The organism is Arthrobacter sp. W4I7, from assembly GCF_030816215.1.
In the GTDB taxonomy this organism is placed as follows: Bacteria; Actinomycetota; Actinomycetes; order Actinomycetales; family Micrococcaceae; genus Arthrobacter; species Arthrobacter siccitolerans_A.
Map to the genome: position 1 here is coordinate 2,714,703 of NZ_JAUSXU010000001.1, position 26,374 is coordinate 2,741,076.

Genomic DNA, 26,374 nt, shown 5'->3' on the forward strand with positions numbered 1-26,374 from the left:
CTGCTCTTGGCGCGGACTAGTAGGCGAAGGCCAGGACGTCGTCGGCCGGTTTGCCGCCGCCCTGCCCGCCCGGGCCGGGGGTGGCGTCTTCGTTTTCGTCTGCCGGGGCGTGGACGAGTTCCGGCATCGCGGACACCACACCGCCCCGGATGTACTTCACCAGCAGCTTGACTTCAACCACCAGCAGGACGGCGTAAATGGCTGTCAGGGTGATCAGCGACGCCAGCAGTTCGCCGGCGGAGACGCCGGGTGACACCGCGGCGGCGGTGAACATAAACACCTGGTCAACCCCGCTGGGGTCCGGGTTGGGTGCCACCACAAAGGGCTGTCGGCCCATCTCGGTGAAGATCCAGCCGGCGGCGTTGGCGCCGAACGGGGCGAGGATGCCGAAGACGGCAAGCCGCATCAGCCACCGGGACTCAGGCACCGTGCCCTTGCGGGTGAGCCACAGGGCCACCAGGGCTGCCAGGGCCGCGAGGCCGCCGAACCCGATCATCATGCGGAAGCCCCAGTAGGTGACCTCCATAACGGGAAGGTAGTCGATTTCCTGGCCAGCGCGCTCGCCGTAGATCGGGTTGTCCGGCAGGTGGGTGCCGTACTTCTCCTTGTATTCGGGCAGCAGGCTGTTGACGCCCTGGACTTCGGTGGTGAAATCTCCCTTGGCCAGGTAGGAGAGGATGCCCGGAACCTCGATCAGGGCCACGATGTCGTCGCAGTTCTGTGCGCCGATGTTGCCGATGCTCAGCACGGAGAAGCCGGTGCCGTCATGGCAGGCAGCTTCGGCCGCGGCCATCTTCATGGGCTGCTGCTCGAACATCAGCTTGCCCTGGAGGTCGCCGGTGAGCGCGGTTCCGGCGAAGGAGATCATGGCCACGACGGCGCCGATGCGCAGGGAATGAAGCCAGACTTTGTGATCGTTCCGGTCACGGCCGGGAATGTTTGCAGCTTCACCGGCGATCACCTTGCCGTCGGCGCCCACGGTATCGACGCCGTCGCGACGCCGCCGCCAGAGGTGGTACCAGGCGATGCCGAGCAGGAAACCGCCTGCGACGGCGAGGGCGCCGAAGAGTGTGTGGGGCACTGCGACGAGGGCGGTGTTGTTGGTAAAGACAGCCCAGGCGTCGGTCATAACGGGCCGGCCGTCGATCATCTCGACACCGACGGGGTGCTGCATCCAGCTGTTGGCCACGATGATGAAGTACGCGGAGAACACGGAGCCTATGACGGCTATCCAGAGGCAGGCGAGGTGGACGGCCGGCTTGAGCTGCTTCCACCCGAAGATCCACAGGCCCAGGAAGGTGGATTCCACAAAGAATGCCAGCAGCGCCTCGAGTGCCAGCGGTGCCCCGAAGACATCGCCGACGAAGCGGCTGTATTCGCTCCAGGCCATTCCGAACTGGAACTCCTGGACGATGCCGGTGGCCACGCCCATGATGAAGTTGATCAGGAAAAGCTTTCCCCAGAATTTGGTCATCCGGAGGTATTCGGGCTTTCCTGTGCGGTGCCAGATGGTCTGGATCACGGCTACCACCAGGCCCAGGCCGATGGTGAGCGGGACCATCATGAAGTGATAGACGGTGGTGATGCCGAATTGCCAGCGTGCGATTTCCAGAGCGTCCATAGCGTCCATGGCGGGTCCCTACTGTCCGGGCGAAGGTTTTCTACGTTCTGTAGAAACTCTAACTTCTACAAAGTGTAGAACAACGCCGGCGGTGGTGTAAAAATCAACCGCGGCCCCCGCGGCTTGCCGCGGATCGTGACCCGCCCGTGTTCTACCCAATGTAGAAAGTGAAGCGGAATCGGGGTAAATTGGTTTCTGTAGAAGTAGCGAAACGCAACATGTCACCGTCTGTCCAGGGCAGCGGTGCGGGGAAACAAAGGAAAAGTGCAATGGCTAGTCTTGGTGAACTGGAACGGGCAGTGATGGACCTGCTCTGGGCGGGCCATGAAGCAGCCACCGCGAACACTTTGCGGGACCGGCTGGCGCAGACCTCCGCCGGCCAGGATGGCAGCGCAGGCCACGAAGGCAAGGAACTGGCCGTCACCACTGTGCTCACAGTCCTGTCCCGGCTTGAGAAGAAGGGCCTGGTGGAACGCGAACGCGGCATGCGTCCGCACCGCTACCAGGCGGTGTCCAGCCGCGAGGACCACACCGCTGAGCTGATGCACGAAGTACTGGGTTCAGCCCCGGACCGTGAAGCCGTGCTGGCACGCTTCATTGGCTCCGTTTCCGAAGGTGAAGCCGAGACCCTGCGCAAACTGCTTGGTCACATCTAGCGGACCATGTTCTGGGCCTCGTACCTGCTGGCGGTCCTTGCGATAGTCCTGGCGTGGCCGGTGCCTATCCTCCTCTCGCGTGCGCAGTGGCCCGCGCGATCCCCCTTTACCGCCATGCTGCTCTGGCAGGCCATCGCACTTGCCGGTGGCTTGTCGATGATCGGCGCCATGCTGGTGTACGGCCTGGAGCCCATCGGCGATAACCTGCTCGCCGGCCTGCGGGCGCTTGCGGGCATGGTGCTCTTCAACGCTCCCACCACGGACCTCGGTTTCTGGCACATCTTTGCGTTGTCCGCCGCGGCGCTGCTGACCGCCCACCTGGTGTTCACCCTGCTGCTGACCTATTACAAGATCGAGCGCCAGCGCCGGCGGCACCGGGAGCTTCTCGCGCTCCTGGCCTCCCCGTCCGCTGAAGGAGCCGGAACGCTGGTCATCAGCCACGATTCGCCGGTGGCCTACTGCCTTCCCGGCGGCGCGCGCTCCGTGACGGTGCTGTCCGACGGCCTGATGGCCGCCCTTGAGCCGGCCGAACTCCGCGCGGTGCTGATCCACGAAAATGCGCACCTGAGCCAGCGGCACCACCTGCTGCTCTGGGCCTTCGCCGCCTGGCGGCAGGCGCTCCCCTGGCTTCCCACCACGCGCCTTGCCCAGGAGTCCGTCAACTCCCTGATCGAGATGCTGGCCGACGACGTGGCGCTTAGGACCGAGAGCAAGGCTACGCTCATCAAGGCCATTGCCATCGTGGCCAGCGGAGCCGCCAGGACGCCGGGCGAGGCCGAACTTCAACGCACCCCGTCCGGGCTGTCATCGTCCGGACTGTCATTAGCCGGGCTTGACTCGGCGGCGGCTGCTGCAGGCTCGGACCCGGCCCGCACCACAGCCTCCCGGGTCAGCCGACTGCTCTCGCCCCGGCCGCAGCTGCCTGCGCCGGTCCGCAGCCTCGTGCTCGCCGGCTGCGTGCTCCTGCTGGCGTTGCCCACAGCCTTGCTGATGGCGCCGGGCCTGTTCGGCTGAGTCCCGCCGTCGTCCGCCTTGTGCCGCCTGGCGCCGTCAGGCAGCCCGGCGCTGCGCGCGCATGCGGTCAGGCGTCGATGCGTTCCCTGTCCAGGCTGGAGGCGCCGGCGATAATGAAGTCCTTGCGCGGCGACACGTCCGAGCCCATCAGGAGGTCAAAAATCTCCTCCGCCTGCTTGGCGTTCTCGATTCCCACCTTGCGGAGTGTCCGATGCCGCGGGTCCATGGTGGTCTCGGCCAGCTGCTCGGCGTCCATCTCGCCCAGGCCCTTGTAGCGCTGGATGGGCTCCTTGTACCGCTTGCCTTCCTGCGCCAGCCGGGCAAGGAGCACATGAAGCTCCGCCTCCGAGTAGGTGTAGATCATTTCGTTGGCCTTCTGGCCGGCGTTGATGACCTCCACGCGGTGCAGCGGCGGGACAGCGGCGAAGACGCGGCCCTCGTCGATCATGGGGCGCATGTAGCGGAAGAAGAGCGTCAGGAGCAGCGTGCGGATGTGCGCGCCGTCCACGTCCGCGTCAGTCATCAGGATGACCTTGCCGTAGCGGGCGGCACTGATGTCGAAACTGCGGCCGGATCCTGCGCCCACCACCTGGATGAGCGCTGCGCATTCGGCGTTGGAGAGCATGTCCCCCACTGATGCCTTCTGGACGTTGAGGATTTTGCCGCGGATGGGCAGCAGGGCCTGGAAGTCGGAGGACCGGGCCAGCTTGGCGGTTCCCAGCGCCGAGTCGCCTTCCACGATGAACAGTTCGGAACGTCCGACGTCGTCCGTGCGGCAGTCAGCCAGCTTGGTGGGCATCGAGGAAGTTTCCAGCGCATTCTTGCGCCGCTGGGTTTCCTTGTGCACGCGGGCCGAGATGCGGGATTTCATCTCGTTGACGATTTTTTCGAGGAGCAGGGCGGACTGCGCCTTGTCGTTTTTGTTGGCGGACGCGAGCTTCGCGGTGACTTCGCGCTCCACCACCCTGGACACTATGGCCCGCACAGCGGAGGTACCCAGGATTTCCTTGGTCTGGCCTTCGAACTGCGGCTCCGCCAGGCGAACCGTCAGGACGGCCGTGAGCCCGGCGAAGATGTCATCCTTGTCGATCTTGTCGTTGCCGGCCTTCAGTTTCCGGGCGTTGTTTTCCACGGCTTTCCGGAAGGTCTTGACCAGTGCCTGCTCGAAGCCGGACTGGTGGGTACCGCCCTTGGGCGTTGAGATGATGTTTACGAAGCTCCGGACGGTGCTGTCGTAGCCGATCCCCCAGCGCAGGGCCACGTCGACCTCACAGTCGCGCTCCACCTCGGCGAGCTGGCTGTGTCCGCGTTCGTCCAGCACGGGAACAGTCTCTTTGAACTTTCCCGAACCGTGCAGGCGCCAGACGTCGGTGACACCGGGATCGGCGGCAAGGAACTCGACAAATTCGGAGATGCCGCCGTCGTGGTGGAAGACCTCCTCGTGCGGGCCGGATTCCCCCGGCGTTCCCGGGGCCTTCCTCTCGTCGCGCACCGTGAGCTTGAGGCCGGGCACCAGGAAGGACGTCTGCCGGGCCCGGGCCGCTAGTTCGTCGTAGGAGAACTTTGCGTCCGGGGTGAAGATCTGCCGGTCTGCCCAGTACCGGATCCTGGTGCCCGTGACGCCGCGCTTGGCTTTGCCCACCACGTCCAGGACGGAGTCGTCCACGAAGGGGGTGAAGGGTGCGGCCGGGTCGATCCTGGAGCCGGTGTCCTGGAAGCGCCCGGGTTCGCCCCGGCGGAAGGACATTTTGTAGGTCTTGCCGCCGCGGTCCACTTCCACGTCGAGGCGGGAGGACAGGGCATTGACAACGGATGCGCCCACACCGTGCAGGCCGCCTGAGGCAGTGTAGGAACCGCCGCCGAACTTACCGCCGGCATGGAGCTTGGTAAAGACCACTTCGACGCCACTCAGCCCGGTCTTTGGTTCCTTGTCAATGGGGATGCCGCGGCCGTCGTCGTGGATCTCCACGGAGTTGTCCGCGTGGAGGATGATCTTGATGTCGTGGCCGAACCCGGCCAACGCCTCGTCAACGGAGTTGTCGATGATTTCCCAGAGGCAGTGCATCAACCCGCGGGAGTCGGTGGAACCGATGTACATGCCGGGCCGCTTGCGGACGGCCTCGAGGCCCTCCAGTACAGACAGGTGCCGGGCAGTGTAATCAGAACTTGGTGCCACCGGGGGTGAACTCCTTCAAGATGGTGCAGCGGGCTGGGAATCGCTCTTTCTAGGGTAGTCGGCCGGGCCCCGGACCGCCGACTGCCACACTTGGCAGAGCCTGTGCCCCACGCCACTTGGCACTTCCTGCCGGGGCCTTCGCTGATCTTGACGCACTCTTGCGGATACGCGGACAGCGAACTTGCCCCATCCTTGCGATGGTTTTGTTACGAATACTGGTTATATAGACGTACAGATCTACTAAGGAGGCCGACATGACAACAGCAGTGGCAGACCGCACACTCAACGCACTGGACCGGTGCGATCGTTGCGGAGCCCAGGCATATGTCCGGGTTGTACTGGAGTCCTCCGGCGGTGAGCTGCTTTTCTGCGGCCACCACGCCCGTGCAGTTGAATCGACGCTCAAGCCCTTGAGCTCGGACTGGCACGATGAGACGGGGAAGCTTCACGAGAAGGCTGCCGTAGAAATCGACTAGCAGCATCCGAAGCAAGTGGGACCTCACCGGAAGGTGGGGTCCCACTTCGTTTTAAGCCGGACTTTCGCCGGGCTTAAGGTGAGGCGGCGTTCCCGAAGAAGCTGCAGGAAGTGATGGGGCGTCACCGAAAACGCCGCAGGAAGTGATGGGGCGTCAGCGGAGGATAAACAAAGCGGCCCGCCGGTTGCTGCACCCAGGAAGGGGACAGCAGCCGGCGGGCCGCTTTGAGTGACTTGGCGGGTTTAGTCCAGGTAGTCCCGGAGGACCTGTGACCGCGAGGGGTGGCGCAGCTTGGACATGGTCTTGGATTCGATCTGGCGGATACGCTCACGCGTGACTCCGTAGACCTTGCCGATTTCGTCTAAAGTCTTCGGCTGTCCGTCGGTCAGTCCGAAGCGCATGGCAACAACGCCTGCCTCGCGCTCGGAGAGGGTGTCCAGCACGGAGTGGAGCTGTTCCTGCAGGAGCGTGAAGCTCACAGCATCGGCCGGGACTACGGCCTCGGAATCCTCGATCAGGTCGCCGAACTCCGAGTCGCCGTCCTCGCCCAGGGGCGTGTGCAGCGAAATAGGCTCCCGGCCGTACTTCTGGACCTCGACAACCTTTTCGGGCGTCATGTCCAGTTCGAGGGCCAGCTCTTCCGGCGTGGGTTCGCGGCCGAGGTCCTGCAGCATCTGCCGCTGGACGCGGGCCAGCTTGTTGATGACTTCAACCATGTGCACCGGGATACGGATGGTGCGTGCCTGGTCCGCCATGGCGCGGGTGATCGCCTGGCGGATCCACCAGGTGGCGTACGTGGAGAACTTGAAGCCCTTGGTGTAGTCGAACTTCTCCACAGCGCGGATGAGGCCCAGGTTGCCTTCCTGGATCAGGTCCAGGAAGAGCATGCCGCGTCCGGTGTAGCGCTTGGCCAGCGAAACAACCAGGCGCAGGTTGGCTTCGAGCAGGTGGTTCTTGGCGCGCTTGCCGTCGTGGATGATGAACTCAAGCTCGCGCTTGTACTTCGGGTCCATGGAGCCGTCGTCGGCGTTGATCTTCTCTTCGGCAAACAGTCCGGCTTCGATCCGGAGCGCAAGGTCCACTTCCTGCTCGGCGTTGAGCAGTGCGACCTTACCGATCTGCTTCAGGTAGTCCTTGACGGGGTCGGCGGTGGCGCCGGCGGACATCACCTGCTGGACAGGGGCGTCGTCGTCATCGGCGTCGGAGTAGACGAAGCCCTTGCCCGATCCGGCAGCACCCTTCGGAGTATCAGCCTCGGCGTCCTCTTCAACGACGTCAGGGCCTTCGAGGACGTCGAGGTCTTCCTCGACATCTTCTACGTCATCAGCGTCAGTATCGCCTGCAGCCGACTTTCCGGCAGCCTCGGCGGCGGCCTTCGCACCGGGCTTGGGGCCGCGCTTTTTGGGCTCACGCTTGCCGTCCGCACCAGCTTCACCGGCAGAAGCCTTGTTGGCTGCCCGAGTGGCGGCCCGCTTGGCGCTTGTTGCAGCCTGCTTCTGCTCAGCGGACAGTTCGTCCTGGGCGGCGGGGTCCTTCTTCGTGGAAGACGGGGTCACAGAAAACCTTTCTAGCGGTGGTCTGTGGAATCACCATACGGGCAACACCACTATGACCCTGTCAAGTCCGTGGTGGAAACCAAGCGCCACCACGGCCGGCAGAGTCAATAAATACAACTGCCGGAGCGGCTGATATGTTCCCCGAAAGGACCAGTTACAAGCACTCAGTACACGGACCCAACCGGGTCTCGGCAACTATTGTCTCACGTTTCCCCGAATAGGACCTCCCCATGGTCCCGCCACCCTGGCCCTTCAGGTCCGGGATCCATAACCTTCAGGCAGCGTCCGGCCCGAATTTCTGCCAAGCGGCCTCCTTCCGCGCCGCCCACCCGCACAAAGTACCCCGACGGACCAGCTCAAGCAGCAGTTCCGCGAGCCGGTAGCCCGGATCGATCTCCAGGGCCTCCTCGAAATACGCTGCAGAGTACGAGCCGCGCCCGCGGCACCAGGCAATCCAGCCTCTTCCTGTTAAGGCAGCCGCGGCCGGCGCACCACCCAGGAGGGCCAGTTGCGCCAGCACCAGCTCGAGCGAGTCCATGGTTTGCCACTGCGGGACCGCCGGCTGGTGCCCCATGAGGACGTCGCCGTAACCCGGCGTCCCAGGTTGTTCTCCTGGCGCCGGCGGAACGTCAGCGGACACGTGAGTGAATCGCGATGACGGAGCGCCCAACGCTTCAGTCCAGGGTGCATCAGTGCCGGGCGGCAGAACGTCCCGCAGCGAACCTCCGCTATCCGGCGCCCCGCCCTCCGGCAGGACAACAGGCTCCAACTCCGGCTCCTCATCAAAGATCCCGAACTCCTCGGCGCCGGCTGCAGCAGCCGCTTTTCCTGCCGCTGCCATCACCAGGACAGCGTCGCGCCATGCCGGCACCAGCAGAGTGGCCCGCAGGAAGGCGTCACGGTCAACCAGTGGCTGGCCCAGTTCCCCAGGCGGGCCCGCCAGCAACCCGGTCCACAGGCTCAGCACTGCATCAAACTGCGCCCTGCTCTGCCGCCGGCAGTCCAGCCGGGCAGACCATGCAGTTTCGGCCTCCAGCACCGCCGCGCGATAGAGACTCGGGACGGGCCGAGGTTGCCGCTCCTCCGGAGGCGGCCCCACGCTGCTCCCCCGGAACACCATTTCCGTGTTGAGCAGGCTGTCCCGGATCTGTTCCAGGGGGCGTCCGGGCAGCGGGCAGCAGGCGGAGTCCGTGCACCATGCGTCCCGCCAATAGCGGTCCCCGACGTACCAGGCCTCCTTCACGGGCATACCTGCCTCTGCCAGCGCCGATTCAAGGCCGAACAGCAGTCCGTCATAACAGCCCGGACCGGACAACCAGCCGTTGTTGGTGAAGAGGGCCAGCAGGGTGCCGTCGGCATGCTCGTCTGCCGCCAGGTACCCGGAGACCGTTTCAGCGAAGGCGGACGGATCAGCCAGCACGGCCGGCCCGGGAAGATCCAGCCGGAGGGTGGCCCCCAACCTTTTGCCCTGCATCGTCATGGCCACCAGGCTGTTCGCCGGCCAGTATCCCAACGAGTGGGGAATAAAGCCGAGGATGTCTTCCGGGCCGCGGACTGTAAGGCGTTCTGGAGATGTCATGGCTCCAGCATTCACCTGCCGCAGACTCCTCCGCAGCAGGGGCCATGGCTATGTGGAAATTGCCGGGAAACCAGGCCTGTGCAGGACTAGTCGTCCCCGCGCCGTTACTGGTCCTCCGAAGCCGCTGCCTTGCTGCGCCGGGCCAGTTTCTCCCGGCGCTGGCGGGCCAGTGCGCTGCGCAGGGGCGGCACCACAACTCCTTGGGCAGCCATCTGCCGCCGCACCTTCCGCCGGCAGACCAGCATGGCGACGGCGCCGAAACCAAGCAGCACGAACTGGACGCTCAGGGCAATCCGGAACGGATCCAGCCCGTACAGCACTCCGTTGGAGAACCCGCCGGCGTACAGCACGTCCAGCACCAGGCCGATGAGGAAGATGGCAACAAGCGCAGCGATGAACCCGCCCACATTAACGATTCCCGTGGCCGTGCCGATCCGGTGTGCGGGGTTGAAGGTCCGCGCAAAGTCGAACCCGATCATGGAACCGGGGCCGCCGATGGCGAGCACCATCACGAGGCAGGCCAGGAGCCACAGCGGTGAACGTCCCGGCGTCAGCAGGACAGCGGCCCAGGCTCCGGCGGTGGCGGCCGCGATCAGGAGGACCATGGTGGAGCGCCGCAGCGGATGGCGGGAGACAAAGCGGCCGATGAAGGGGCCCACGGCCATGGCGGCCGCGACGTACAGCGCCATCAGGCCGGCAACGGTTCCGGCGTCCAGGCCCTGGCCGGAAATCAGGAACGGGTAGCCCCACGTCATCGCAAAGACGGTGCCGCTGAACTGGATGGTGAAGTGGCTCCACATGCCCAGTCTCGTGCCGGGCTGGCGCCAGGCGCGGGCCAGCGAGGTACCGGTGGCCTTCAGGCCCTGATGCGCCTGCGGCCGGGCGGTGCCCGGCGGAACGTCCTGCAGGAGCAGCACCACCAGGACGACGGCGAGCCCGGACATCCCGGCCAGCATCAGGAACGCCGGGGTCCAGCCCGCAGAGTGGAGCACAAACGCGAACGGAAGGACACTGAACAGCTGCCCCAGCTGCCCGGACATGCCTGTCAGCTGTGTCACCAGCGGCACCCGGGCGGGCGCAAACCAGAGCGGGATCAGCCTGATCACCGAGATGAAGGTCATGGCGTCCCCGGCGCCCACGAGGACCCGGCCGGCCACGCCGCCGGGGATGCTGTCCGCAAACGCCAGCTGGAGCTGGCCAAGGCCCATCAGCACGGCGCCGCCGGCGATCATGGCGCGGGACCCGAAACGGTCCACCAGCAGCCCCACCGGGATCTGGAGTCCGGCGTAAACGAGCAGCTGCAGGACGGTGAAGAACGAGATTGCCGAGGCGCTGGCGTTGAAACGCTCCGTAGCCTCCAGCCCCACCACCCCGAAGGAGGTGCGCTGACAAACGGCCACCAGGTACCCGAAGATTCCAATGGTCCAGATCAGCCAGGCTCGGGGTGCAGTCACTCCATTATTATGCCCGGACACCGCTGCCGGCCCCGTCAGCAGCCCGTCCAACTGCCGGCCGGGCTGTAACAGTTCTGCCACCGGGGCTTCTCCCGCCCCCTGCCCCGATGGCCCTGATTTTTGCCTATTGTCCGGGGTTTTCGCGGGCGAGGTAGGCCTCCACAGCGGCACCGAGGACATCCGCATTGGGCAGCTCGTCATTTTCGTCCGCAAGCAGGGAGCGCCGGACGGTTCCTTCGGCCTTTTCGTCATAACGGGATTCAAGCCGCGACACCACCTGCTGGACTTCCTCGGAGGCGTCGATCTGCTCGGCGATCTGGCGGCTGACCTCACGGCCGGCCTCCCGGAGCCTGTCCGAGGGAAGCATCAGCGAGGTGGCGGCGCCCAGGTATTCCAGGCCTGCGACGGCGGCCGTGGGGTATTCGGCCTCGGCCAGGTAGTGCGGCACGTGGATGACGTAACCCGCCACGTTGCGGCCCGCCTCAACGAGGCGCAGCTCAAGGATATGACCGACTGCCGCGGGTACTTCCACGGTGGGCTTCCACACCGAGATGCCCTCGATCAGGTCCGGCCGGTTGCCATGGACCGTGACGCCCACCGGACGCGTGTGCGGAACGGGCATGGGAATCGAGTGGATCCAGGTGACCAGGTTGACGTCGAGTTTCTCCACTATGCCCACCACTGCGCGGGCAAACCGTTCCCACTGCAGATCCGGCTCGAAGCCTGCCAGCAGCAGGAAAGGACTGCCCAGGCCGTCCACCAGCCGGTAGAGGGCGAGGCGGGGTTCCTGGTAGTCCTGCAGGTGGTCCTCGACGAACGTCAGGTGCGGCCTGCGGGAGCGGTAATCGATCAGCTGATCGGCGTCGAAGACTACTACGGGCTGGGCATCGAGCGAATCCAGCAGCTCGGCATTAATCTGCTTCACCACCTGGCCGGCATCGGCGAATCCGGTGAAACCCATCACCAGGTTCAGCCCCTTAAGCTCCGGGCTGTGGAACAGCTCGATGTTGCTTGCATAAAGCGCGTCGGGGTCCAGCAGGGAGCCGGAGAACCGTTCAAGCACGGCATGTTCCTTTCATAGGTGCGGGTGGACATCCTCTACAACGCCGCAGCACAGCCGGGCATTCCTGCCGCTGGTGTGGCGCACGTCTCAGGAAATTCACCGGCTCAGGCGCGGACGGGCTACGATCGGAACTGGCCTGCCAGACGGGCTTGCAGACACCCGGGGTGCGTCCCGAACGACAGCACTCCGGGCTCCATGGCAGAGCGCCGAACATGCATCCCTGCTAGAACATCTCTCGAGAATTGAGGACTGATCCCTGTGGTCAAGAATACTGAAATCAACCTTAGTACCCTCGCCAGGGACCTGAAGAAGAGCCCCAGTGACGCAGTGGTCATCGGTGTGGGTAAGGGCACAGACGGTCCGGTCCTCCTGGACAACCCGCTGACGGCGAAGAGCGCGGAGGCCCTGGCCAGCTCCCTCAAGTCCCTGGGCGTCACCGGCGCGGCCGACCAGATCGTCCGCCTGCCCGGCCTTCCCGAAACGGGCGCCGGGATCCTGGTCCTCGCCGGCACCGGCAGCGCATCGGCCGGAAAGCCGCTAGCAGGAGAAGCGCTCCGCCGTGCGGCGGGTTCAGCTGTCCGCCAGCTTGCCGGCCTCGCAACCGTTGTGCTGGCGCTTCCGACGGCGTCCGTCGCCGATGTGGCGGCAGTGGCCGAAGGTGCCGCCCTGGGCGCCTATTCCTTCACGGAATTCCGTTCCTCAAAGGACGGACTGAAGGATCCCGTGAAGAACGCCGTCATCTACACGGAGCTGGCCGGTGACGACGGCATGGATGCCGCGCTGAAGCGCGCCGGGCTGATTGGCAAGGCGGTCAACGCCACCCGGTCGCTGGTCAACCAGCCGCCGAGCCACCTCTACCCCGAAACGTTCGCCGAGGCCGCCAAGGACCTGGCCAAGGGCCTGCCCGTCAAAGTCACCGTCTGGGACGAAAAGCGGCTCGAAAAGGAAGGCTTCGGCGGCATCATGGGCGTCGGCAAGGGCTCTGCCCGCCAGCCCCGCCTGGTCAAGGTCGAATACTCCCCCGCCAAGGCAACTTCGAAGATCGCCCTCGTTGGCAAAGGCATCACGTTCGACACCGGCGGCATCTCCATCAAGCCGGCCCTCGGCATGGGCGACATGAAGAGCGACATGGCCGGTGCCGCCGTCGTCCTTAACACTGTCCTTGCCCTCGCGGGACTCGGCCTGCCGGTCAAGGCGACCGCCTGGCTCTGCATTGCCGAAAACATGCCCTCCGGCGCCGCGTCCCGCCCGGCGGACGTCCTCACGATGTTCGGCGGAAAGACCGTGGAGGTCCTGAACACCGATGCCGAGGGCCGGCTGGTCATGGCCGACGGCATCGTGGCCGCCAGCCGTGAATACCCGGACGCCATCATCGACGTTGCCACGCTCACGGGTGCACAGCTGATCGCCCTGGGAAACCGCACCGCCGGGGTGATGGGCTCTGACAGCGTGACAGGCCCGCTGAAGGCGGCGGCGGACCGCGCCGGAGAACTCGTCTGGCCCATGCCGCTGCCCGAGGAACTGCGCCCCAGCATCGACTCCCAGGTAGCGGACCTGGCCAACATCGGCGAACGCCACGGCGGCATGATGACCGCAGCGGTTTTCCTCCGCGAATTCGTGGGTAAGGGCAAGGACGGGGAACAGATTCCCTGGGCCCACATCGACATCGCCGGGCCTTCCTTCAACAACGGAAGTCCCTATGGCTACACCCACAAGCAGGGAACGGGCTGCACGGTCCGGACCCTGGTGGCCTATGTGGAGGACATCCTGGCAGCAGCTGCCTGACAGCACCGGCTGATACCGGCCCGCCGCGGCCGGCAGCCACACGCCCTGCGGCGCGGGAATGTTCCCTGCGCCGCAGGGCCGCGTGACACTCGACACAAGCGCTCCACAAACGCGGCGCCAAGGTGGAGCATGGATAAGTGGTTCGCTAAGGTGAACCACGGTAGTCACAAATGCAAGAGAACAGGCACGCTGGCATAATCACGGCAGTGCAAGTTCCAAAGACCAGATGATGCGCAGGACCGCGTCATCGTTCACGCGAGGGAGCGTTTAAGTGGCCGATCAGGCAACTGCGCAAGAATTCGACATCCTGGTACTCGGTGGAGGCAGCGGCGGGTACGCCGCCGCCCTGCGGGCCGTACAGCTTGGCCTTACCGTCGGCCTCGTGGAGAAGGCAAAGCTGGGCGGCACCTGCCTCCACAACGGCTGCATCCCCACCAAGGCGCTGCTGCACTCTGCAGAGCTCGCCGACCACGCCCGTGACTCCGCCAAGTACGGCGTGAACGTCACCCTCGACGGCATCGACATCACCGCCGTCAACGCGTACAAGGACGGCATCATCGCCGGCAAGTACAAGGGTCTGCAGGGCCTCATCAAGTCCAAGGGCATCACCGTCATCGAAGGTGAGGGCAAGCTCCAGGGCACCGACACCGTCGTGGTGAACGGCACTGCCTACAAGGGCAAGAACATTGTTTTGGCCACCGGTTCCTACTCCCGCACCCTTCCGGGCCTGGAAATCGGCGGCAAGGTCATCACCTCGGACCAGGCCCTGACCATGGACTCCATCCCCAAGAGCGTCATCATCCTGGGCGGCGGCGTGATCGGCGTCGAGTTCGCGTCCGTTTGGAAGTCCTTCGGGGCAGACGTCACCATCGTGGAAGGCCTGCCCTCCCTGGTCCCCAACGAGGACGCCACCATCGTCAAGAACTTCGAGCGCGCCTTCAAGAAGCGCGGCATCAAGTTCTCCACCGGCGTGTTCTTCCAGGGCGTTGAACAGAACAACGACGGCGTCAAGGTCACCCTCGTGGACGGCAAGACCTTCGAAGCGGACCTGCTCCTCGTTGCCGTCGGCCGTGGCCCCGTCACCGCCAACCTGGGCTACGAGGAAGCCGGCATCACCATCGACCGCGGCTTCGTCATCACCAACGAGCGCCTGCACACCGGCGTGGGCAACATCTACGCCGTCGGCGACATTGTCCCCGGCGTCCAGCTGGCCCACCGCGGCTACCAGCAGGGCATCTTCGTGGCCGAGGAAATCGCCGGCCTCAAGCCCGTGATCGTCGAGGACATCAACATCCCCAAGGTCACCTACTCCGAACCCGAAATCGCCACCGTTGGCTACACCGAAAAGGCTGCCAAGGAGAAGTTCGGCGAGGACCAGGTCCAGACCCAGGAATACAACCTGGCCGGCAACGGCAAGAGCTCCATCCTGGGCACCTCCGGACTGGTTAAGCTGGTCCGCCAGAAGGACGGCCCCGTAGTGGGCGTCCACATGATCGGCGCCCGCATGGGCGAGCAGGTGGGCGAGGCCCAGCTGATCGTGAACTGGGAAGCATACCCCGAGGATGTGGCGCAGCTCGTGCACGCCCACCCCACCCAGAACGAGGCCCTGGGCGAAGCCCACCTGGCCCTCGCCGGCAAGCCCCTGCACGGCTAGTCTCCCCCCAAGCACCACAGGCCTGGTGCACCCGGCACGGAATGCCGGGTGCACTAGGCTGGCCAACAAGGCTGCAATCATCCGCACTAAAGATCAATAAGGAGAACGGGGACGACATGTCTGAATCCGTTAACTTGCCCGCCCTCGGTGAGAGCGTCACCGAAGGAACCGTCACCCGCTGGCTCAAGCAGGTAGGTGACCGGGTAGAGGTGGACGAGCCGCTGCTCGAGGTCTCCACCGACAAAGTAGACACTGAAATCCCCTCTCCTGTCGCCGGCGTGATTGAGGAAATCCTGGTCGCCGAGGACGAGACCGCCGAGGTGGGCGCTCCCCTGGTCCGCATCGGCGACGGTTCCGGCGGCGGTGCCCCCGCGGCTGCACCCGCCGAAGAAGCTCCGGCACAGGAAGCTCCCGCTGCCGCACCTGCCGAAGAAGCACCTGCCCAGGAAGCTCCGGCCCAGTCTGCACCTGCAGCACCCGCGGCAGAGGCACCGGCAGCCGGCGGCGGCGAAGGCCACGAGGTCACCCTCCCGGCCCTGGGTGAAAGCGTCACCGAAGGCACCGTCACCCGCTGGCTGAAGGCCGTTGGCGATTCCGTCGAAGTTGACGAGCCCCTCCTGGAAGTATCCACCGACAAGGTGGACACCGAAATCCCGTCCCCCGTTGCCGGCACCCTGCAGGAGATCCGCGTCAACGAAGACGAAACCGCCGAGGTCGGTTCCGTCCTGGCCGTCATCGGTTCCGGAGCCGCAGCTGCCCCCGCCGAAGCACCCTCCACCGAGGCCCCGGCACAGGAAGCTCCGGCCCAGGAAGCTCCCGCAGCTGCAGCGCCGAAGGCCGAAGCACCCGCCCCGCAGGCAGCACCGGCACCCGCACCTGCAGCAGCACCGGCCCCCGCATCAGCACCGGCCCCCGCATCCGCACCTGCTGAGTCCGCACCGGCAACTGGCGGATCCGACTCCGGTTACGTCACTCCCCTGGTCCGCAAGCTGGCAAACCAGCACGGCGTGGACATCGCATCGCTCTCCGGCACCGGCGTGGGCGGACGCATCCGCAAGCAGGACGTCATCGCCGCTGCCGAAGCCAAGGCTGCTCCCGCTGCAGCCCCGTCGGCAGCACCCGCCGCGTCCGCTCCGGCAGCATCCAATGCCGCTGTATCCTCGCTGCGCGGCACCACGCAGAAGGCACCACGCATCCGCCAGGTCATCGCCCGTCGCATGCGCGAGTCCCTCGAAATCTCCACGCAGCTGACCCAGGTCCATGAAGTGGACATGACCAAGGTGGCCAAGCTCCGCGCCCGCGCCAAGAACTCGTTCCAGGCCCAGAACGGCGTCAAGCTGACGTTCCTGCCGTTCATCGCCAAGGCCGTCGCCGAGGCGCTCAAGCAGCACCCCAAGCTCAACGCTGCTTACGACGAGGACAAGCAGGAGATCACCTACCACAACGCCGAGCACCTGGCCATCGCCGTCGACACCGACAAGGGCCTGCTGGTCCCGGTCATTTCCGACGCCGGCAACCTGAACCTTGCCGGGCTGGCCGGCAAGATCGCCGACGTCGCCGGCCGCACCCGCGGCGGTAAGATCGGCCCGGACGAACTGTCCGGCGGTACCTTCAGCATCACCAACATCGGTTCAGTCGGAGCCCTGTTCGACACCCCGATCATCAACCAGCCGCAGGTGGGCATCCTCGGCACCGGCGCCATCGTCAAGCGCGCCGTGGTTGTTGCCGACGAGAACGGTGACGACTCGATCGCCATCCGCTCCATGATGTACCTGTCGCTGACGTACGACCACCGCCTGGTGGACGGCGCGGACGCCGGCCGGTTCCTCCAGACCCTGAAGGCACGCCTCGAAGAGGGCGCCTTCGAGGCGGACCTGGGGCTGTAGCAGCCAACTAGCGCACGACGGCGGTGCAGGCAGCGGTGGGAAACCAGCGCCAGTCCTGCACCGCCGTCGCGTTTAACAGCACGAAGCCCAGCAAGCCGGCCTCAACCGGCCGCGGAGGGATGAACCACCCCCGCGGAACTACTACAAGCTGTAGAACCTCTGGTTACACTGGTCCCATGAACATCGTCTATAACATCGTGGTTTTCCTGCACATCGTCGGCGCCGCCATGATCGTGGGCATCTGGATCGGCCAGATGAAAAACCCCACCGTCCACCCCCGCCAGTTCGACGGCGCCATGCTCCAGCTCCTCACCGGCATCGCCCTGATGGGCCTGATCCCGGCCCTGGACATTGACGCCAACTACGTCAAGCTGGGCATCAAGTTCGCCATCGCCCTCGTTGTTGGCGTGCTGGCGTTTATCGGCCGCCGGAAGTACAAGAACAACGAGCCGGTCAGCAAGGGCCTGGCTCACGGCGTGGGCGGCCTGGCGCTGCTGAACGTGGCTATTGCCACCATCTGGCAGTAACCCGCTTCCACTGGAGCCACAACGACGGCGGCGCCCCCTTCAAAAGGGCGCCGCCGTCGTCGTTTTAAGCATTGGTCACAATCCTCTGACAGCGGACAGCTGATGCACCGCCGGGTGGAAGTCCCTAGGATGGGGAACGGCGGGGTGAGGCAGCAGCCTGCCCCGGTAATGATCAATCTGAGGAGTGAACATGGCAGCAACACGTTCAGCAAATGCAGTATGGAACGGCAACCTGACCGAGGGTTCCGGTACCACCAGCCTGGCCACCTCAGGCCTTGGCACCTTTGACGTCACGTGGAAGGCCCGCACGGAAGCGGCCAACGGCAAAACAAGCCCGGAGGAGCTCATCGCCGCGGCCCACGCCGCCTGCTTCTCCATGGCCTTCAGCAATGAGCTCGCAAACGCAGGCCACACACCCGAGGAAGTCCGCACCAAGGCCGACGTAACGTTCGTCCCCGGCACCGGCATCACCGGCAGCCACCTCACGATGTCAGCGCGGGTCCCCGGCATTTCCGAGGATGAGTTCCAGAAGATCGCAGCGGACGCCAAGGTCGGCTGCCCGGTCTCCGGCGCCCTCGCCAGCATCGACATCACGCTGGACGCTACGCTCGAATCCTGATCGCTCCGCGACAGTAAACAATAAAAGGCCCTGCCTCACCGGAATGTTCCGGTCAGGCAGGGCCTTTTTGGTTTGGCTACGCGTCGGTCCGCTGGCGCGCCGGCAACGGTGCCGGGCGGAGCCGGCGGTACCCCTCACGGGCCGGCGGCCGGTCAGTGGGAAGCTCCTGCACCATCTCCTTCAGCGCACCAATGCCGTATTCAAGTTGCGGATCCCGCCCAGCGGCGTAGGCGTGCGGCGGGTAGGCCACTTCAATGTCCGGGTCCACGCCGTAGTTCTCGACGCTCCAGCCAACGCCGCCGCCGAACCAGTTCGCGTACCGCGGCTGCGTGACGCCCGTGCCGTCGGCCAGGGAGAACCTGTTGTCAATGCCCACCACACCGCCCCAGGTGCGCGTTCCGATCACCGGTCCGATGCCGCGCAGCTTGGACACCTGGGTGATGATGTCACCGTCGGAACCGGCAAACTCGTCGGCGAGGATAATGACCGGCCCGCGCGGGGCGTGGTGCGGATAGGTCCGCGGCTTTTCGCCCCGCGGCATGCTCCAGCCGGTGACCTTGCGGCCGATCAGCTCGGCCACCAGCTGGGAGGTGTGCCCGCCGCGGTTGCGCCGCACGTCCACGATGAGGCCGTCCAGCGCCGTTTCCGTATCGAGGTCGCGGTGGAGCTGCGCCCAGCCGTTGGCCATCATGTCCGGGATGTGCAGGTACCCGAACGTGCCGCCGGACGCCTCACGCACCGTCCGCCGGTTCGAGGCCACCCATTCCTGGTACCGCAGGCGCTCCTCATCCTTCACCGGAACGACGGCGACCCGCCGCTGCCTGCCGGCCCGTTCGCCGTGCGCGGCGCCGTTGAGCAGCGTCAGTTCCACGGCACGGCCGGCGGCCCCCACCAGCTGCATGGCCGGCGTGACCGACCCGGACAGCGGAACGCCGTCGATGGCAAGCAGGATGTCACCGGCCCTGGCGCCCACGCCGGGCCTTGTCAGCGGAGACGTTGCCAGCGGGTCCGAGGACTCGCCGGCAAGGATGCGGGTGATTTCCCAACCGGCGGCGGTGAGTGAAAGGTCCGCGCCGAGCCTGCCCTGGCCGTGGCTGCCGTTTTCGGTGACGGCAGCCGGGCGGACGTAGGCGTGGGAGGTGCCCAGTTCGCCGTGCAGCTCCCAGAGGAGGTCCACCAGGTCGTCGTGCGAGCCCAGGCGGTCCACGAGCGGACGGTAGCGCTTGTGAACCGACTCCCAGTCCTGCCCGGCCATGTCTTCGGCCCAGAAGAAGTCGCGCTGCAGGCGCCATGCTTCATCGAATGCCTGGCCCCAGACACGGAGCGGCTCCATCATCACTCTGATGCGGCCCAGGTCCACCTTGACCAGATCGCCCGATTCCTCGTCCACCTTTTTGTCGGCGGGGACAACGGTGACCTTCTTGTCGGATACCAGCACCACTTTGCTGCGGTCGCCGGAGAGCCGGAAGCTGTCCACCGCCTCCACCAAGGTGGTCTGCTTGCGGCGGACCAGGTCGAAACGCGACAGGCTGGGCCGTTCGTCCTTCTCGTCCTGGCTGGCTTTGCCGTCACCGGTCACGCCGGCGAGGGCCCAGTCGAGCCACAGCAAGGCACCGTCGGCGGCCTTCAGGGATGTGTAGTTGCCTTGCGGCACGGGGACCCCGATGACCCGGTGGGCGAGGCCCTCCGGATCCACAGTGACCTCCGGAGCGGCCGCCTCATCCTGGGTCGGCTCCACTTCAGCCGCGGTCTCCTCCCTTGCATCCGGGTCCACCGACGGACCAAAGGGCGACGGCGTGTCGGCAGCCAGTGCCACGAGGTAGGGCTTGATGGGGCTGGGGAAGGAGAGGTCGAAGGAGTGCCCGTCATAGACGGGGTCGAAGCTGCGGTTCGACAGGAACGCCAGGAACTTTCCGTCCGGAGTGAAGGCCGGAGACGTGTCCCGGAACCGGCCATCCGTGACGTCCACCGGGACGGCGCCGGGATCCGCCACCTTTGCGAGGCGGAGCCGGCTGCGAGACCCGAAGGAGGTGACCGGCTCGGACCATACCAGCCACCGCGAGTCCCCGGACCAGGCGAGGTCAGAAACGGTGCCTTCGCCGATGCTGGCCACCAGCGTCAGTTCCCCGCTCCGGGTGTTGACCGCGTACACCTCGCCGAACGATGTGCCCAGCGCGAGCCACTCACCGTCCGGGCTTGCCTCCAGCGAGCTGGTCCGGGTGGGATGGGGAAAGCCGACGCGCAGCACTTCGGCCTGCGAGTTTTCCTCTGCCTGCCCCGTTGTCGCGGCGTTTGCCCCGGCAACCAAGTTGCCACCCTCCGGGGCGACGTCCGCCTGCTGGTCATCCCTGGGCGCTGGCATCGAGGTGCCCGCTCCCAGGACTGCAGCGCCGGCAGCCGGGACAGGCTGCGGCAAGGGCACTTGGTCCTCGTCCCGGCCGGGTACGGGGGCAGCTGCTGCAGCGTCCGGACGCCCTGCGGGTGTGGCAGCGCCTGCGGCGGCGGGGGCTCCAGTGCCGGGGACAGGCGCGGCGACATTCTTGATGAACAGCGCTTCGACGCCGTCATGATCGGCGACGTAGGCCAGCCGCCCGCCCTTCAGCGGCCTGGGCAGGCGTGCACGGACTCCCGGTGTTGCTTCGATGATTCGGGCGGGCCCGTCCTTGTGCCGGAGCCAGGAGATGGTGCCGTGGGCCTCCACCGCGCTGGCCGAGCCGGCTACGTCCGGGGCTACCTCGGCGAGGTGTTTGACTGTGTTAAGCAGGGCCGGCCGCCTCGACTGCGAAGCAGAGCCCAGGGTGATGTCCAGCCGCACGGCCTCGGACCCGAGCCCGGGAACCATCCACAGTTCGCCGGCGGACTCGAAAACGATCCGCTTCCCGTCGGTGCTGGCGTGGCGGACATAGAAATCCTCATGGTCCGTGTGGCGCTGCAGGTCCTTTCCGTTCGGCAGCACTGAATAGAGGTTGCCGTAGCCCTCGTGGTCCGACAGGAACGCGATGCGGCCGTCCACCCACAGGGGATCGGCGAGGTTGCCATCGAGGTCCGGCAGCAGGCGCTCAAACTCACCGTTGCCGTCGTTATCAATCCAGAGCTTTCCTGCGGTGCCGCCGCGGTAGCGCTTCCACCAGGCGGGCTCGCGGGACAGGACACTGCCGACCACGACGGGCCGCTCGTCGCCCACCTCGGGGCCGAAGGCCACCGACTCAACCGGGCCAAATGGCAGTTCTTCCGCCCAGCCGCCGTCGAGGGGGACGCTGTAGGCGTGCGTGTGCCGGCTTTCGGCCTGGCGGAAGGCGCTGGTGACCACTACCGAGCCGTTGGCCGTGAAGCCTTTGACCCTGGTGGTGCTGTGGCCAAAGTACGTGAGCTGCCGGTAATCGCCGCCGTCCACTGCCGCCGACACCACCTCCGGCGCCGTTCCCTGGACCACCGTCCACACGAGCCTCTGTCCGTCGGGGGTGAAGCGCGGGTTGCGGGCAGGCAGCTGGAGCGAGGAGACACGCCAGGCGCGGCCGCCGCCCAGGGGCGCAATCCACACGTCGTCCTCGGCCACGAAGGTGACCAGATCGCCGTGCAGGTGCGGGTAACGGAAGTAGCTCGAAGAGGTCATCGTTCGATCATAGTCAACCCCCGGGCGGCCCTGCCGGAGGTTCCTGCGCCGCGGCAGCCGTGGTGTGATGGACCCCATGCGCATAGTCATCGCCGGGGCCTCCGGGCTGATCGGAACCCACATGTCCGCAACCTTCCGGGATGCCGGACACCAGGTCGTTTCCCTCGTCAGGCGCGAGCCCTCCTCAGCGGCGGAAGTCCGCTGGAACCCCGCCGCCGGGGAACTGGACCCGAGGGCATTGGCCGGAGCCGACGCCGTTGTTAATCTTTCCGGCGCCGGCATCGGGGACAGGCCATGGACGCGCAGGCGGGTTGAGGAGCTTCTCAAATCGCGCCTCGACGCCACGCGGACCCTCACCCAGGCAATGGGCCAGCTGGATTCCCCGCCGCAAGTATTTGTCAGCCAATCCGGCGCCAACTACTACGGCGATGCCGGAAACACAGTGCTTCGGGAAAATGCGCCGCAAGGAACCGGAACGCTGGCGCGGATTTGTGGTGAGTGGGAGGCGGCTGCCGCCACCGCTCCTCAGGGCGTGCGGGTGGTGAATCCGCGGACAGCCGTGGTCCTCAGCCATTCCGGCGGGGCCCTGGGCAGGCTGCTCCCCCTGATACGGCTGGGTGTGGGCGGGCCTTTGGGGAACGGCCGTCAATTTTGGCCCTGGGTCACCCTGCCGGATGTTTCGGCGGCCTTCCTGTTCCTGCTGCAGTCAGATCTGAGCGGGCCGGTCAACCTTTGTGCGCCGGAGGAGGCCGACGTCAACACCCTTGTGGCCGCCTTGGCCCGTGCCCTGCACCGGCCCGCCGCCCTGCGGGTCCCGGCCCCGGTGCTGCGGCTTGCCATGCGTAACCTGGCCGACGAGTTGCTGCTCGCCAGCCAGCGGATGGAACCCGACCGGCTGTCGTCTGCGGGATTCACCTGGGAGCATCCAACACTGGAGCAGGCCGTGCAGTGGGTGGTTGGCAAGGAGTAGGGGCACCCGGTCCGGGGCTACCGGACAGGTCAAGCGCCGGGAAGGATTTCGCTGACCAGCCACTTGCCGTCAACTGACACGAGGACCACCCGGAGCCGCTGTTCCGCGCCGGCGTTGCCCGTTGCAACCACGGCACCCCGGGCGTCCTTCTCCTCGTAGGCGGATGAGGAGGACGTCACCGCAACCACGGTGCGGGCTGCTGTTCCACCTTCCTCCGCTGCCAGGTGCGACAGGGTGCTGGAAAATCCGGCCAGGGTGTGACCCGATAACTTCAGGCGCTCACGGATTTGCTGGTCTGCGGCCGCCGCACCGGACCCGGGATGGTTCACCTCTTCCAGCAGTTCCAGCCGCCCTGAACTGAAAGCCAGTGACCTCAGTGTTGACAGGCCCTGGAGGGCCACGCCGGGATCAGGTGATCCTGCCTGCTGCCGTGCGGCATCGGCCGGATCTGGTTGCTGTCGTGCCTCTACAGGATGCGGTTCCGCGCCGGCAGCTCCGGTTCCGGGACTTTGGCTGGCGGGCGGGAAACCGGGTCCTGCCGCTGTAACTACCGCTCCGGAGAGCCAGCAGGCGGCTGCAGCGGCGGCTATGGCGATAGCCGCGGCCGCAAAAGCCCGACGCCGCACCGGCCCGCCGCGTTCCCGCTGGCTGTGCCGGCCCTTCCGCTGGTCCCCCGCGGCCCGGTCCGCCATGGGCCTGTCTTCCGTGGGCCGGTCCGCCATGGCGTCGTCCTCCTTGGCCTGGTCCCCCATAGCTCGTTCCGGCGGGGCCTGATTCGCCGATGCCCGCTCCCCCTTGGCCTGGTCCATCGAATCGTCGTCCGCCGCAGCGCCGTCCGCTGCAGCGCCGTCCGCTGCGGGCAAGCCGCGGTTCGACGTCGGGGATCGCTCCGTCAGCGGGCCGGCGAACAAGCCGGACCATTTCGACGTCGTTAGGCGCCTGTGCAGGCCATCGAGCCTTTCGCGGAGCCCGCTGGGCGGTGCGGCCGCGTGCAGGCGCGTCACCAGCTCAGGGACGACCGTGTGGTGGACCGCGGGCGCGAGGTCAAGGGGCAACGGTGATGCGCTCCGGTATACGGCCGTCCCCAGGGCTGCTGCCGTCGGCCGGAGCCGCCGGTCTTCGTTGAGCCCGGACTCCAAGGCAGCGGCGAGCTCCCGGGGGACCTCTGGAATCAGGAGGGTCAGCGGCGGACGGTCCGCCGATCGTTCCGGCGGTGTCCCGGTGAGGCAGAACCAGCCCAGGGCGGCCGCTGAATAGACGTCGCATTCGGGTTGAAGGCCAGCCCGGACGGCGTCCACCGGCGCCGGGTCCATAAAACCGGGTGTGCCCCGCCCCGGGGCGGAAGCAGGATCGCCGAGCATCCGAGCGATGCCGACGTCGGACAGCATCGGCTTCCCCTGAGAGGTGAACAGGACGTTGCCAGGCGAGACATCAGCATGCGTGAACCCCTTGCTGTGCAGGTATCCGAGCACCTGGGCGACGGGCGTCAACACTGTCACTGTCTCACCGACGCTGAGCCTGCCCCTGGCCGCCACCAGGTCACCGAGCGAACCGGCGGGCGCGTAGTCCATGAGCAGGGCGGCGTTACCGTCAGCCCCGTCTTCCAGGGTCACGGCGCTTCGGGCCTTGATGAGGTGGGGATGGTCCAGGACGGACAAGATGCGGATCTCGCGGCGGATGCCCTCTTCCGTCATTGCTTCCCCGCGTGCTGCCCTCCGCGCGGCCCGGCGGAAGCACTTCAGGGCAAACTCCCGGCCGGTCCGTTCCTCCTTGACCAGCCAGACCGAGGAGCTGCCACCCTGGCCGAGCAACCGCCCCACGGCGTAGCCGGGGACCCTTGGGCGCTGCAATTCTTCCATGACCTATGTCTAGCCGAATCCGCAACAGCTTGCAGAAGTTATCCACAGGCACTGGTCCCGGCCCGCCCCACGAGTTTCCGCGGCTCAAGGGGCTGGCTCACAGCCCCGGGTGAGCTTCAGCACTAAACCGGGTGTGCAGCCGCCCAAGGTCTAAGCTGGATGCCATGACTCTTGAGTTTTCACAGCTGGGTCTTGCTCCGGACTTTGTGGACTACACCCGCGGTTGGGCCATTCAGAGCGAACTCCATGACAACGTCGTCGCCGACAAGGCGCCAAGCACTGTCCTTCTCCTGGAACACGCCCCTGTCTACACGGCCGGTAAACGGACCGAGGACCACGAACGGCCTTTCGACGGCACTCCCGTGGTCCCAGTGGACCGGGGCGGCAAGCTCACCTGGCACGGCCCGGGCCAGCTGGTGGGGTACCCCATCATCAAGCTGAAGAACCGCGCGGGCATCCGGGAGTATGTGGAACGCCTCGAATCCGTGATCATCGCCGTCCTCGCCGACTACGGCATCCAGGCCGTCCGGATCAAAGGCCGTGCCGGAGTATGGCTCACGGCGGATGAAAAAGGCCCGGACAGGAAGATCGCTGCCATCGGCATCCGGGTGCACGAGGGTGTCACCATGCACGGCTTTGCCATCAACTGCAACAACGATCTCTCCCCTTATTCCCAGATCATCGCCTGCGGCATCACCGACGCCGGCGTGACCACGATCGCCCAGGAAACCGGTTATGACGTTGCCCCGGCGGACCTCGTTTCCCGGATCACGGAAGAACTGCGCAAGAATGAAGACGCCCTGGTCGCTACCCCCGAAGGAGCTCTACTGTGACATTGGCACCTGAAGGCCGGAAGCTTTTGCGCGTTGAACAGCGCAACTCGGCTGTCCCGGTGGAGCGCAAGCCGGACTGGATCAAGGCCAAGGTCCAGATGGGCCCCGAATTCGTCGGGTTGAAGAACCTGGTGAAGAAGGAAGGCCTGCACACCGTGTGTGAGGAGGCCGGCTGCCCCAACATCTTTGAGTGCTGGGAGGACAAGGAAGCCACGTTCCTGATCGGCGGGTCCGAATGCACCCGGCGGTGTGATTTCTGCCAGATCGATACCGGCAAACCTTCCCCGGTGGACCGCTTCGAACCCACCAAGGTGGCCAGGTCCGTGCAGGCCATGCAGCTGCGCTACGCCACCGTCACCGGCGTGGCCAGGGACGACCTCGAGGACGAGGGTGTGTGGCTGTACGCAGAGACGGTCCGCAAGATCCACGAACTGAACCCCGGCACCGGGGTGGAGCTGCTGATCCCGGACTTCTCCGGCAAACCCGAACACATCGCCGCGATCTGCGATTCCAAGCCCGAGGTGTTCGCCCACAACGTCGAGACGGTGCCAAGGATTTTCAAGCGGATCCGGCCCGCATTCCGCTACGACCGGTCCCTGGATGTGATCACGCAGGGCCGGAACCTGGGCATGGTGACCAAGTCCAACCTGATCCTGGGCATGGGCGAAACGCGGGAAGAGATTTCCGAGGCGCTGCGGGACCTGCACGAGGCCGGGTGCGACCTGATCACCATCACCCAGTACCTGCGCCCGAGTGAACGGCACCTGCCGGTGGACCGGTGGGTCAAGCCGCAGGAGTTCGTGGACCTGCAGCAGGAAGCGGACGAGATCGGCTTCCTTGGGGTTATGTCCGGCCCGCTGGTCCGTTCCTCCTACCGCGCCGGCCGGCTCTGGGCCACCGCGATGCGGAAGAAAGGCTGGGAGATCCCCGCCGAACTCGCCCACATCGAGTCCTCCGGCAGCACCCGCCAGGAAGCCAGCTCACTGCTCGCCGCTCATTCCTGACGCAAACACCCCTGACGCCAAAAAGGCTG

The 26,374-nt window shown here is 66.0% G+C and carries 19 protein-coding genes; 11 read left to right on the top strand and 8 right to left on the bottom strand.

From position 1 onward, the window contains the following. Positions 1-16: 16 nt before the first annotated feature. The gene (locus QF047_RS12410) at positions 17-1,621 is read right to left on the bottom strand and encodes a cytochrome ubiquinol oxidase subunit I (RefSeq protein WP_307281924.1); all 1,605 of its coding nucleotides are present in this window, start codon (positions 1,619-1,621) and stop codon (positions 17-19) included. Between the two features lie 269 nt (positions 1,622-1,890). Between QF047_RS12410 and QF047_RS12415 the strand changes: the two genes are divergently transcribed. Both QF047_RS12415 and QF047_RS12420 read left to right on the top strand, forming a co-directional pair. Beyond that, complete coding sequence (locus QF047_RS12415; RefSeq protein WP_306633043.1) at positions 1,891-2,277, top strand: BlaI/MecI/CopY family transcriptional regulator; 387 nt, start codon at positions 1,891-1,893, stop codon at positions 2,275-2,277. A gap of 6 nt (positions 2,278-2,283) precedes the next feature. Further along, a complete protein-coding gene (locus QF047_RS12420) occupies positions 2,284-3,291 on the top strand; it encodes a M56 family metallopeptidase (RefSeq protein WP_307277426.1) in 1,008 nt (335 codons plus the stop codon). 67 nt (positions 3,292-3,358) lie between these two features. On the opposite strand, the gene QF047_RS12425 is transcribed toward QF047_RS12420, so the two are convergent. Beyond that, complete coding sequence (locus tag QF047_RS12425; protein ID WP_306633039.1) at positions 3,359-5,467, bottom strand: type IIA DNA topoisomerase subunit B; 2,109 nt, start codon at positions 5,465-5,467, stop codon at positions 3,359-3,361. A gap of 254 nt (positions 5,468-5,721) precedes the next feature. On the opposite strand from QF047_RS12425, the gene QF047_RS12430 reads away from it, so the two are divergent. After that, on the top strand, positions 5,722-5,943 hold the full coding sequence (locus QF047_RS12430) for a hypothetical protein (RefSeq protein ID WP_306633037.1): 222 nt from the start codon (positions 5,722-5,724) through the stop codon (positions 5,941-5,943). 242 nt (positions 5,944-6,185) lie between these two features. Here QF047_RS12430 and QF047_RS12435 read toward each other — a convergent pair whose 3' ends face one another. From QF047_RS12435 to QF047_RS12450, 4 genes are all read right to left on the bottom strand, one after another. Continuing rightward, positions 6,186-7,499, bottom strand: a complete 1,314-nt coding sequence (locus tag QF047_RS12435; RefSeq protein ID WP_306633035.1) for an RNA polymerase sigma factor — start codon at positions 7,497-7,499, stop codon at positions 6,186-6,188. A gap of 274 nt (positions 7,500-7,773) precedes the next feature. Beyond that, entirely contained in the window at positions 7,774-9,078 is a 1,305-nt protein-coding gene (locus QF047_RS12440; RefSeq protein ID WP_307277431.1) for a DUF4192 family protein, read from the bottom strand. Between the two features lie 104 nt (positions 9,079-9,182). Continuing rightward, complete coding sequence (locus QF047_RS12445) at positions 9,183-10,532, bottom strand: nitrate/nitrite transporter (protein WP_307277434.1); 1,350 nt, start codon at positions 10,530-10,532, stop codon at positions 9,183-9,185. A 124-nt stretch (positions 10,533-10,656) separates the two neighbouring features. Then, positions 10,657-11,595, bottom strand: coding sequence for a proteasome assembly chaperone family protein (locus QF047_RS12450; RefSeq protein ID WP_307277439.1), 939 nt, complete (start codon positions 11,593-11,595; stop codon positions 10,657-10,659). Between the two features lie 258 nt (positions 11,596-11,853). Between QF047_RS12450 and QF047_RS12455 the strand changes: the two genes are divergently transcribed. From QF047_RS12455 to QF047_RS12475, 5 genes are all read left to right on the top strand, one after another. Continuing rightward, positions 11,854-13,380, top strand: a complete 1,527-nt coding sequence (locus QF047_RS12455) for a leucyl aminopeptidase (protein ID WP_307277442.1) — start codon at positions 11,854-11,856, stop codon at positions 13,378-13,380. A gap of 271 nt (positions 13,381-13,651) precedes the next feature. Continuing rightward, positions 13,652-15,034, top strand: a complete 1,383-nt coding sequence (gene lpdA, locus QF047_RS12460) for a dihydrolipoyl dehydrogenase (RefSeq protein WP_307277443.1) — start codon at positions 13,652-13,654, stop codon at positions 15,032-15,034. Between the two features lie 116 nt (positions 15,035-15,150). Continuing rightward, positions 15,151-16,920: a 2-oxoglutarate dehydrogenase, E2 component, dihydrolipoamide succinyltransferase gene (gene sucB, locus QF047_RS12465; protein ID WP_307277445.1), complete on the top strand. Its 1,770-nt coding sequence runs from the start codon at positions 15,151-15,153 to the stop codon at positions 16,918-16,920. A 176-nt stretch (positions 16,921-17,096) separates the two neighbouring features. Further along, positions 17,097-17,447: a hypothetical protein gene (locus tag QF047_RS12470; protein WP_306633022.1), complete on the top strand. Its 351-nt coding sequence runs from the start codon at positions 17,097-17,099 to the stop codon at positions 17,445-17,447. A gap of 190 nt (positions 17,448-17,637) precedes the next feature. Further along, positions 17,638-18,066: an OsmC family protein gene (locus tag QF047_RS12475; RefSeq protein ID WP_306633021.1), complete on the top strand. Its 429-nt coding sequence runs from the start codon at positions 17,638-17,640 to the stop codon at positions 18,064-18,066. A 76-nt stretch (positions 18,067-18,142) separates the two neighbouring features. Here the strand turns inward: QF047_RS12475 and QF047_RS12480 are convergent, their stop codons facing one another. After that, positions 18,143-21,679 carry a S41 family peptidase gene (locus tag QF047_RS12480; RefSeq protein WP_307277451.1) on the bottom strand — a complete coding sequence of 1,179 codons (3,537 nt, stop codon included), beginning with the start codon at positions 21,677-21,679 and terminating at the stop codon, positions 18,143-18,145. A 76-nt stretch (positions 21,680-21,755) separates the two neighbouring features. On the opposite strand from QF047_RS12480, the gene QF047_RS12485 reads away from it, so the two are divergent. Further along, entirely contained in the window at positions 21,756-22,649 is an 894-nt protein-coding gene (locus tag QF047_RS12485; protein ID WP_307277455.1) for a TIGR01777 family oxidoreductase, read from the top strand. A gap of 29 nt (positions 22,650-22,678) precedes the next feature. Here QF047_RS12485 and QF047_RS12490 read toward each other — a convergent pair whose 3' ends face one another. Further along, positions 22,679-24,508, bottom strand: a complete 1,830-nt coding sequence (locus QF047_RS12490; RefSeq protein ID WP_307277457.1) for a serine/threonine-protein kinase — start codon at positions 24,506-24,508, stop codon at positions 22,679-22,681. A 164-nt stretch (positions 24,509-24,672) separates the two neighbouring features. Between QF047_RS12490 and lipB the strand changes: the two genes are divergently transcribed. Both lipB and lipA read left to right on the top strand, forming a co-directional pair. Next, positions 24,673-25,341 carry a lipoyl(octanoyl) transferase LipB gene (gene lipB, locus QF047_RS12495; RefSeq protein ID WP_307277460.1) on the top strand — a complete coding sequence of 223 codons (669 nt, stop codon included), beginning with the start codon at positions 24,673-24,675 and terminating at the stop codon, positions 25,339-25,341. Continuing rightward, entirely contained in the window at positions 25,338-26,345 is a 1,008-nt protein-coding gene (lipA, locus tag QF047_RS12500; protein WP_307277463.1) for a lipoyl synthase, read from the top strand. The genes lipB and lipA overlap by 4 nt, the downstream gene beginning before the upstream one ends. The last annotated feature ends 29 nt before the right edge of the window (positions 26,346-26,374 follow it).

Excerpts from the sequence above, each read along its gene's own strand:
- QF047_RS12410 (WP_307281924.1), bottom strand. The coding sequence starts at position 1,621 with ATGGACGCTCTGGAAATCGCACGCTGGCAATTCGGCATCACCACCGTC.
- QF047_RS12415 (WP_306633043.1), top strand. The coding sequence starts at position 1,891 with ATGGCTAGTCTTGGTGAACTGGAACGGGCAGTGATGGACCTGCTCTGG.
- QF047_RS12420 (WP_307277426.1), top strand. The coding sequence starts at position 2,284 with ATGTTCTGGGCCTCGTACCTGCTGGCGGTCCTTGCGATAGTCCTGGCG.
- QF047_RS12430 (WP_306633037.1), top strand. The coding sequence starts at position 5,722 with ATGACAACAGCAGTGGCAGACCGCACACTCAACGCACTGGACCGGTGC.
- QF047_RS12440 (WP_307277431.1), bottom strand. The coding sequence starts at position 9,078 with ATGACATCTCCAGAACGCCTTACAGTCCGCGGCCCGGAAGACATCCTC.
- sucB (WP_307277445.1), top strand. The coding sequence starts at position 15,151 with ATGTCTGAATCCGTTAACTTGCCCGCCCTCGGTGAGAGCGTCACCGAA.
- QF047_RS12470 (WP_306633022.1), top strand. The coding sequence starts at position 17,097 with ATGAACATCGTCTATAACATCGTGGTTTTCCTGCACATCGTCGGCGCC.
- QF047_RS12475 (WP_306633021.1), top strand. The coding sequence starts at position 17,638 with ATGGCAGCAACACGTTCAGCAAATGCAGTATGGAACGGCAACCTGACC.
- QF047_RS12480 (WP_307277451.1), bottom strand. The coding sequence starts at position 21,679 with ATGACCTCTTCGAGCTACTTCCGTTACCCGCACCTGCACGGCGATCTG.
- QF047_RS12485 (WP_307277455.1), top strand. The coding sequence starts at position 21,756 with ATGCGCATAGTCATCGCCGGGGCCTCCGGGCTGATCGGAACCCACATG.
- QF047_RS12490 (WP_307277457.1), bottom strand. The coding sequence starts at position 24,508 with ATGGAAGAATTGCAGCGCCCAAGGGTCCCCGGCTACGCCGTGGGGCGG.
- lipB (WP_307277460.1), top strand. The coding sequence starts at position 24,673 with ATGACTCTTGAGTTTTCACAGCTGGGTCTTGCTCCGGACTTTGTGGAC.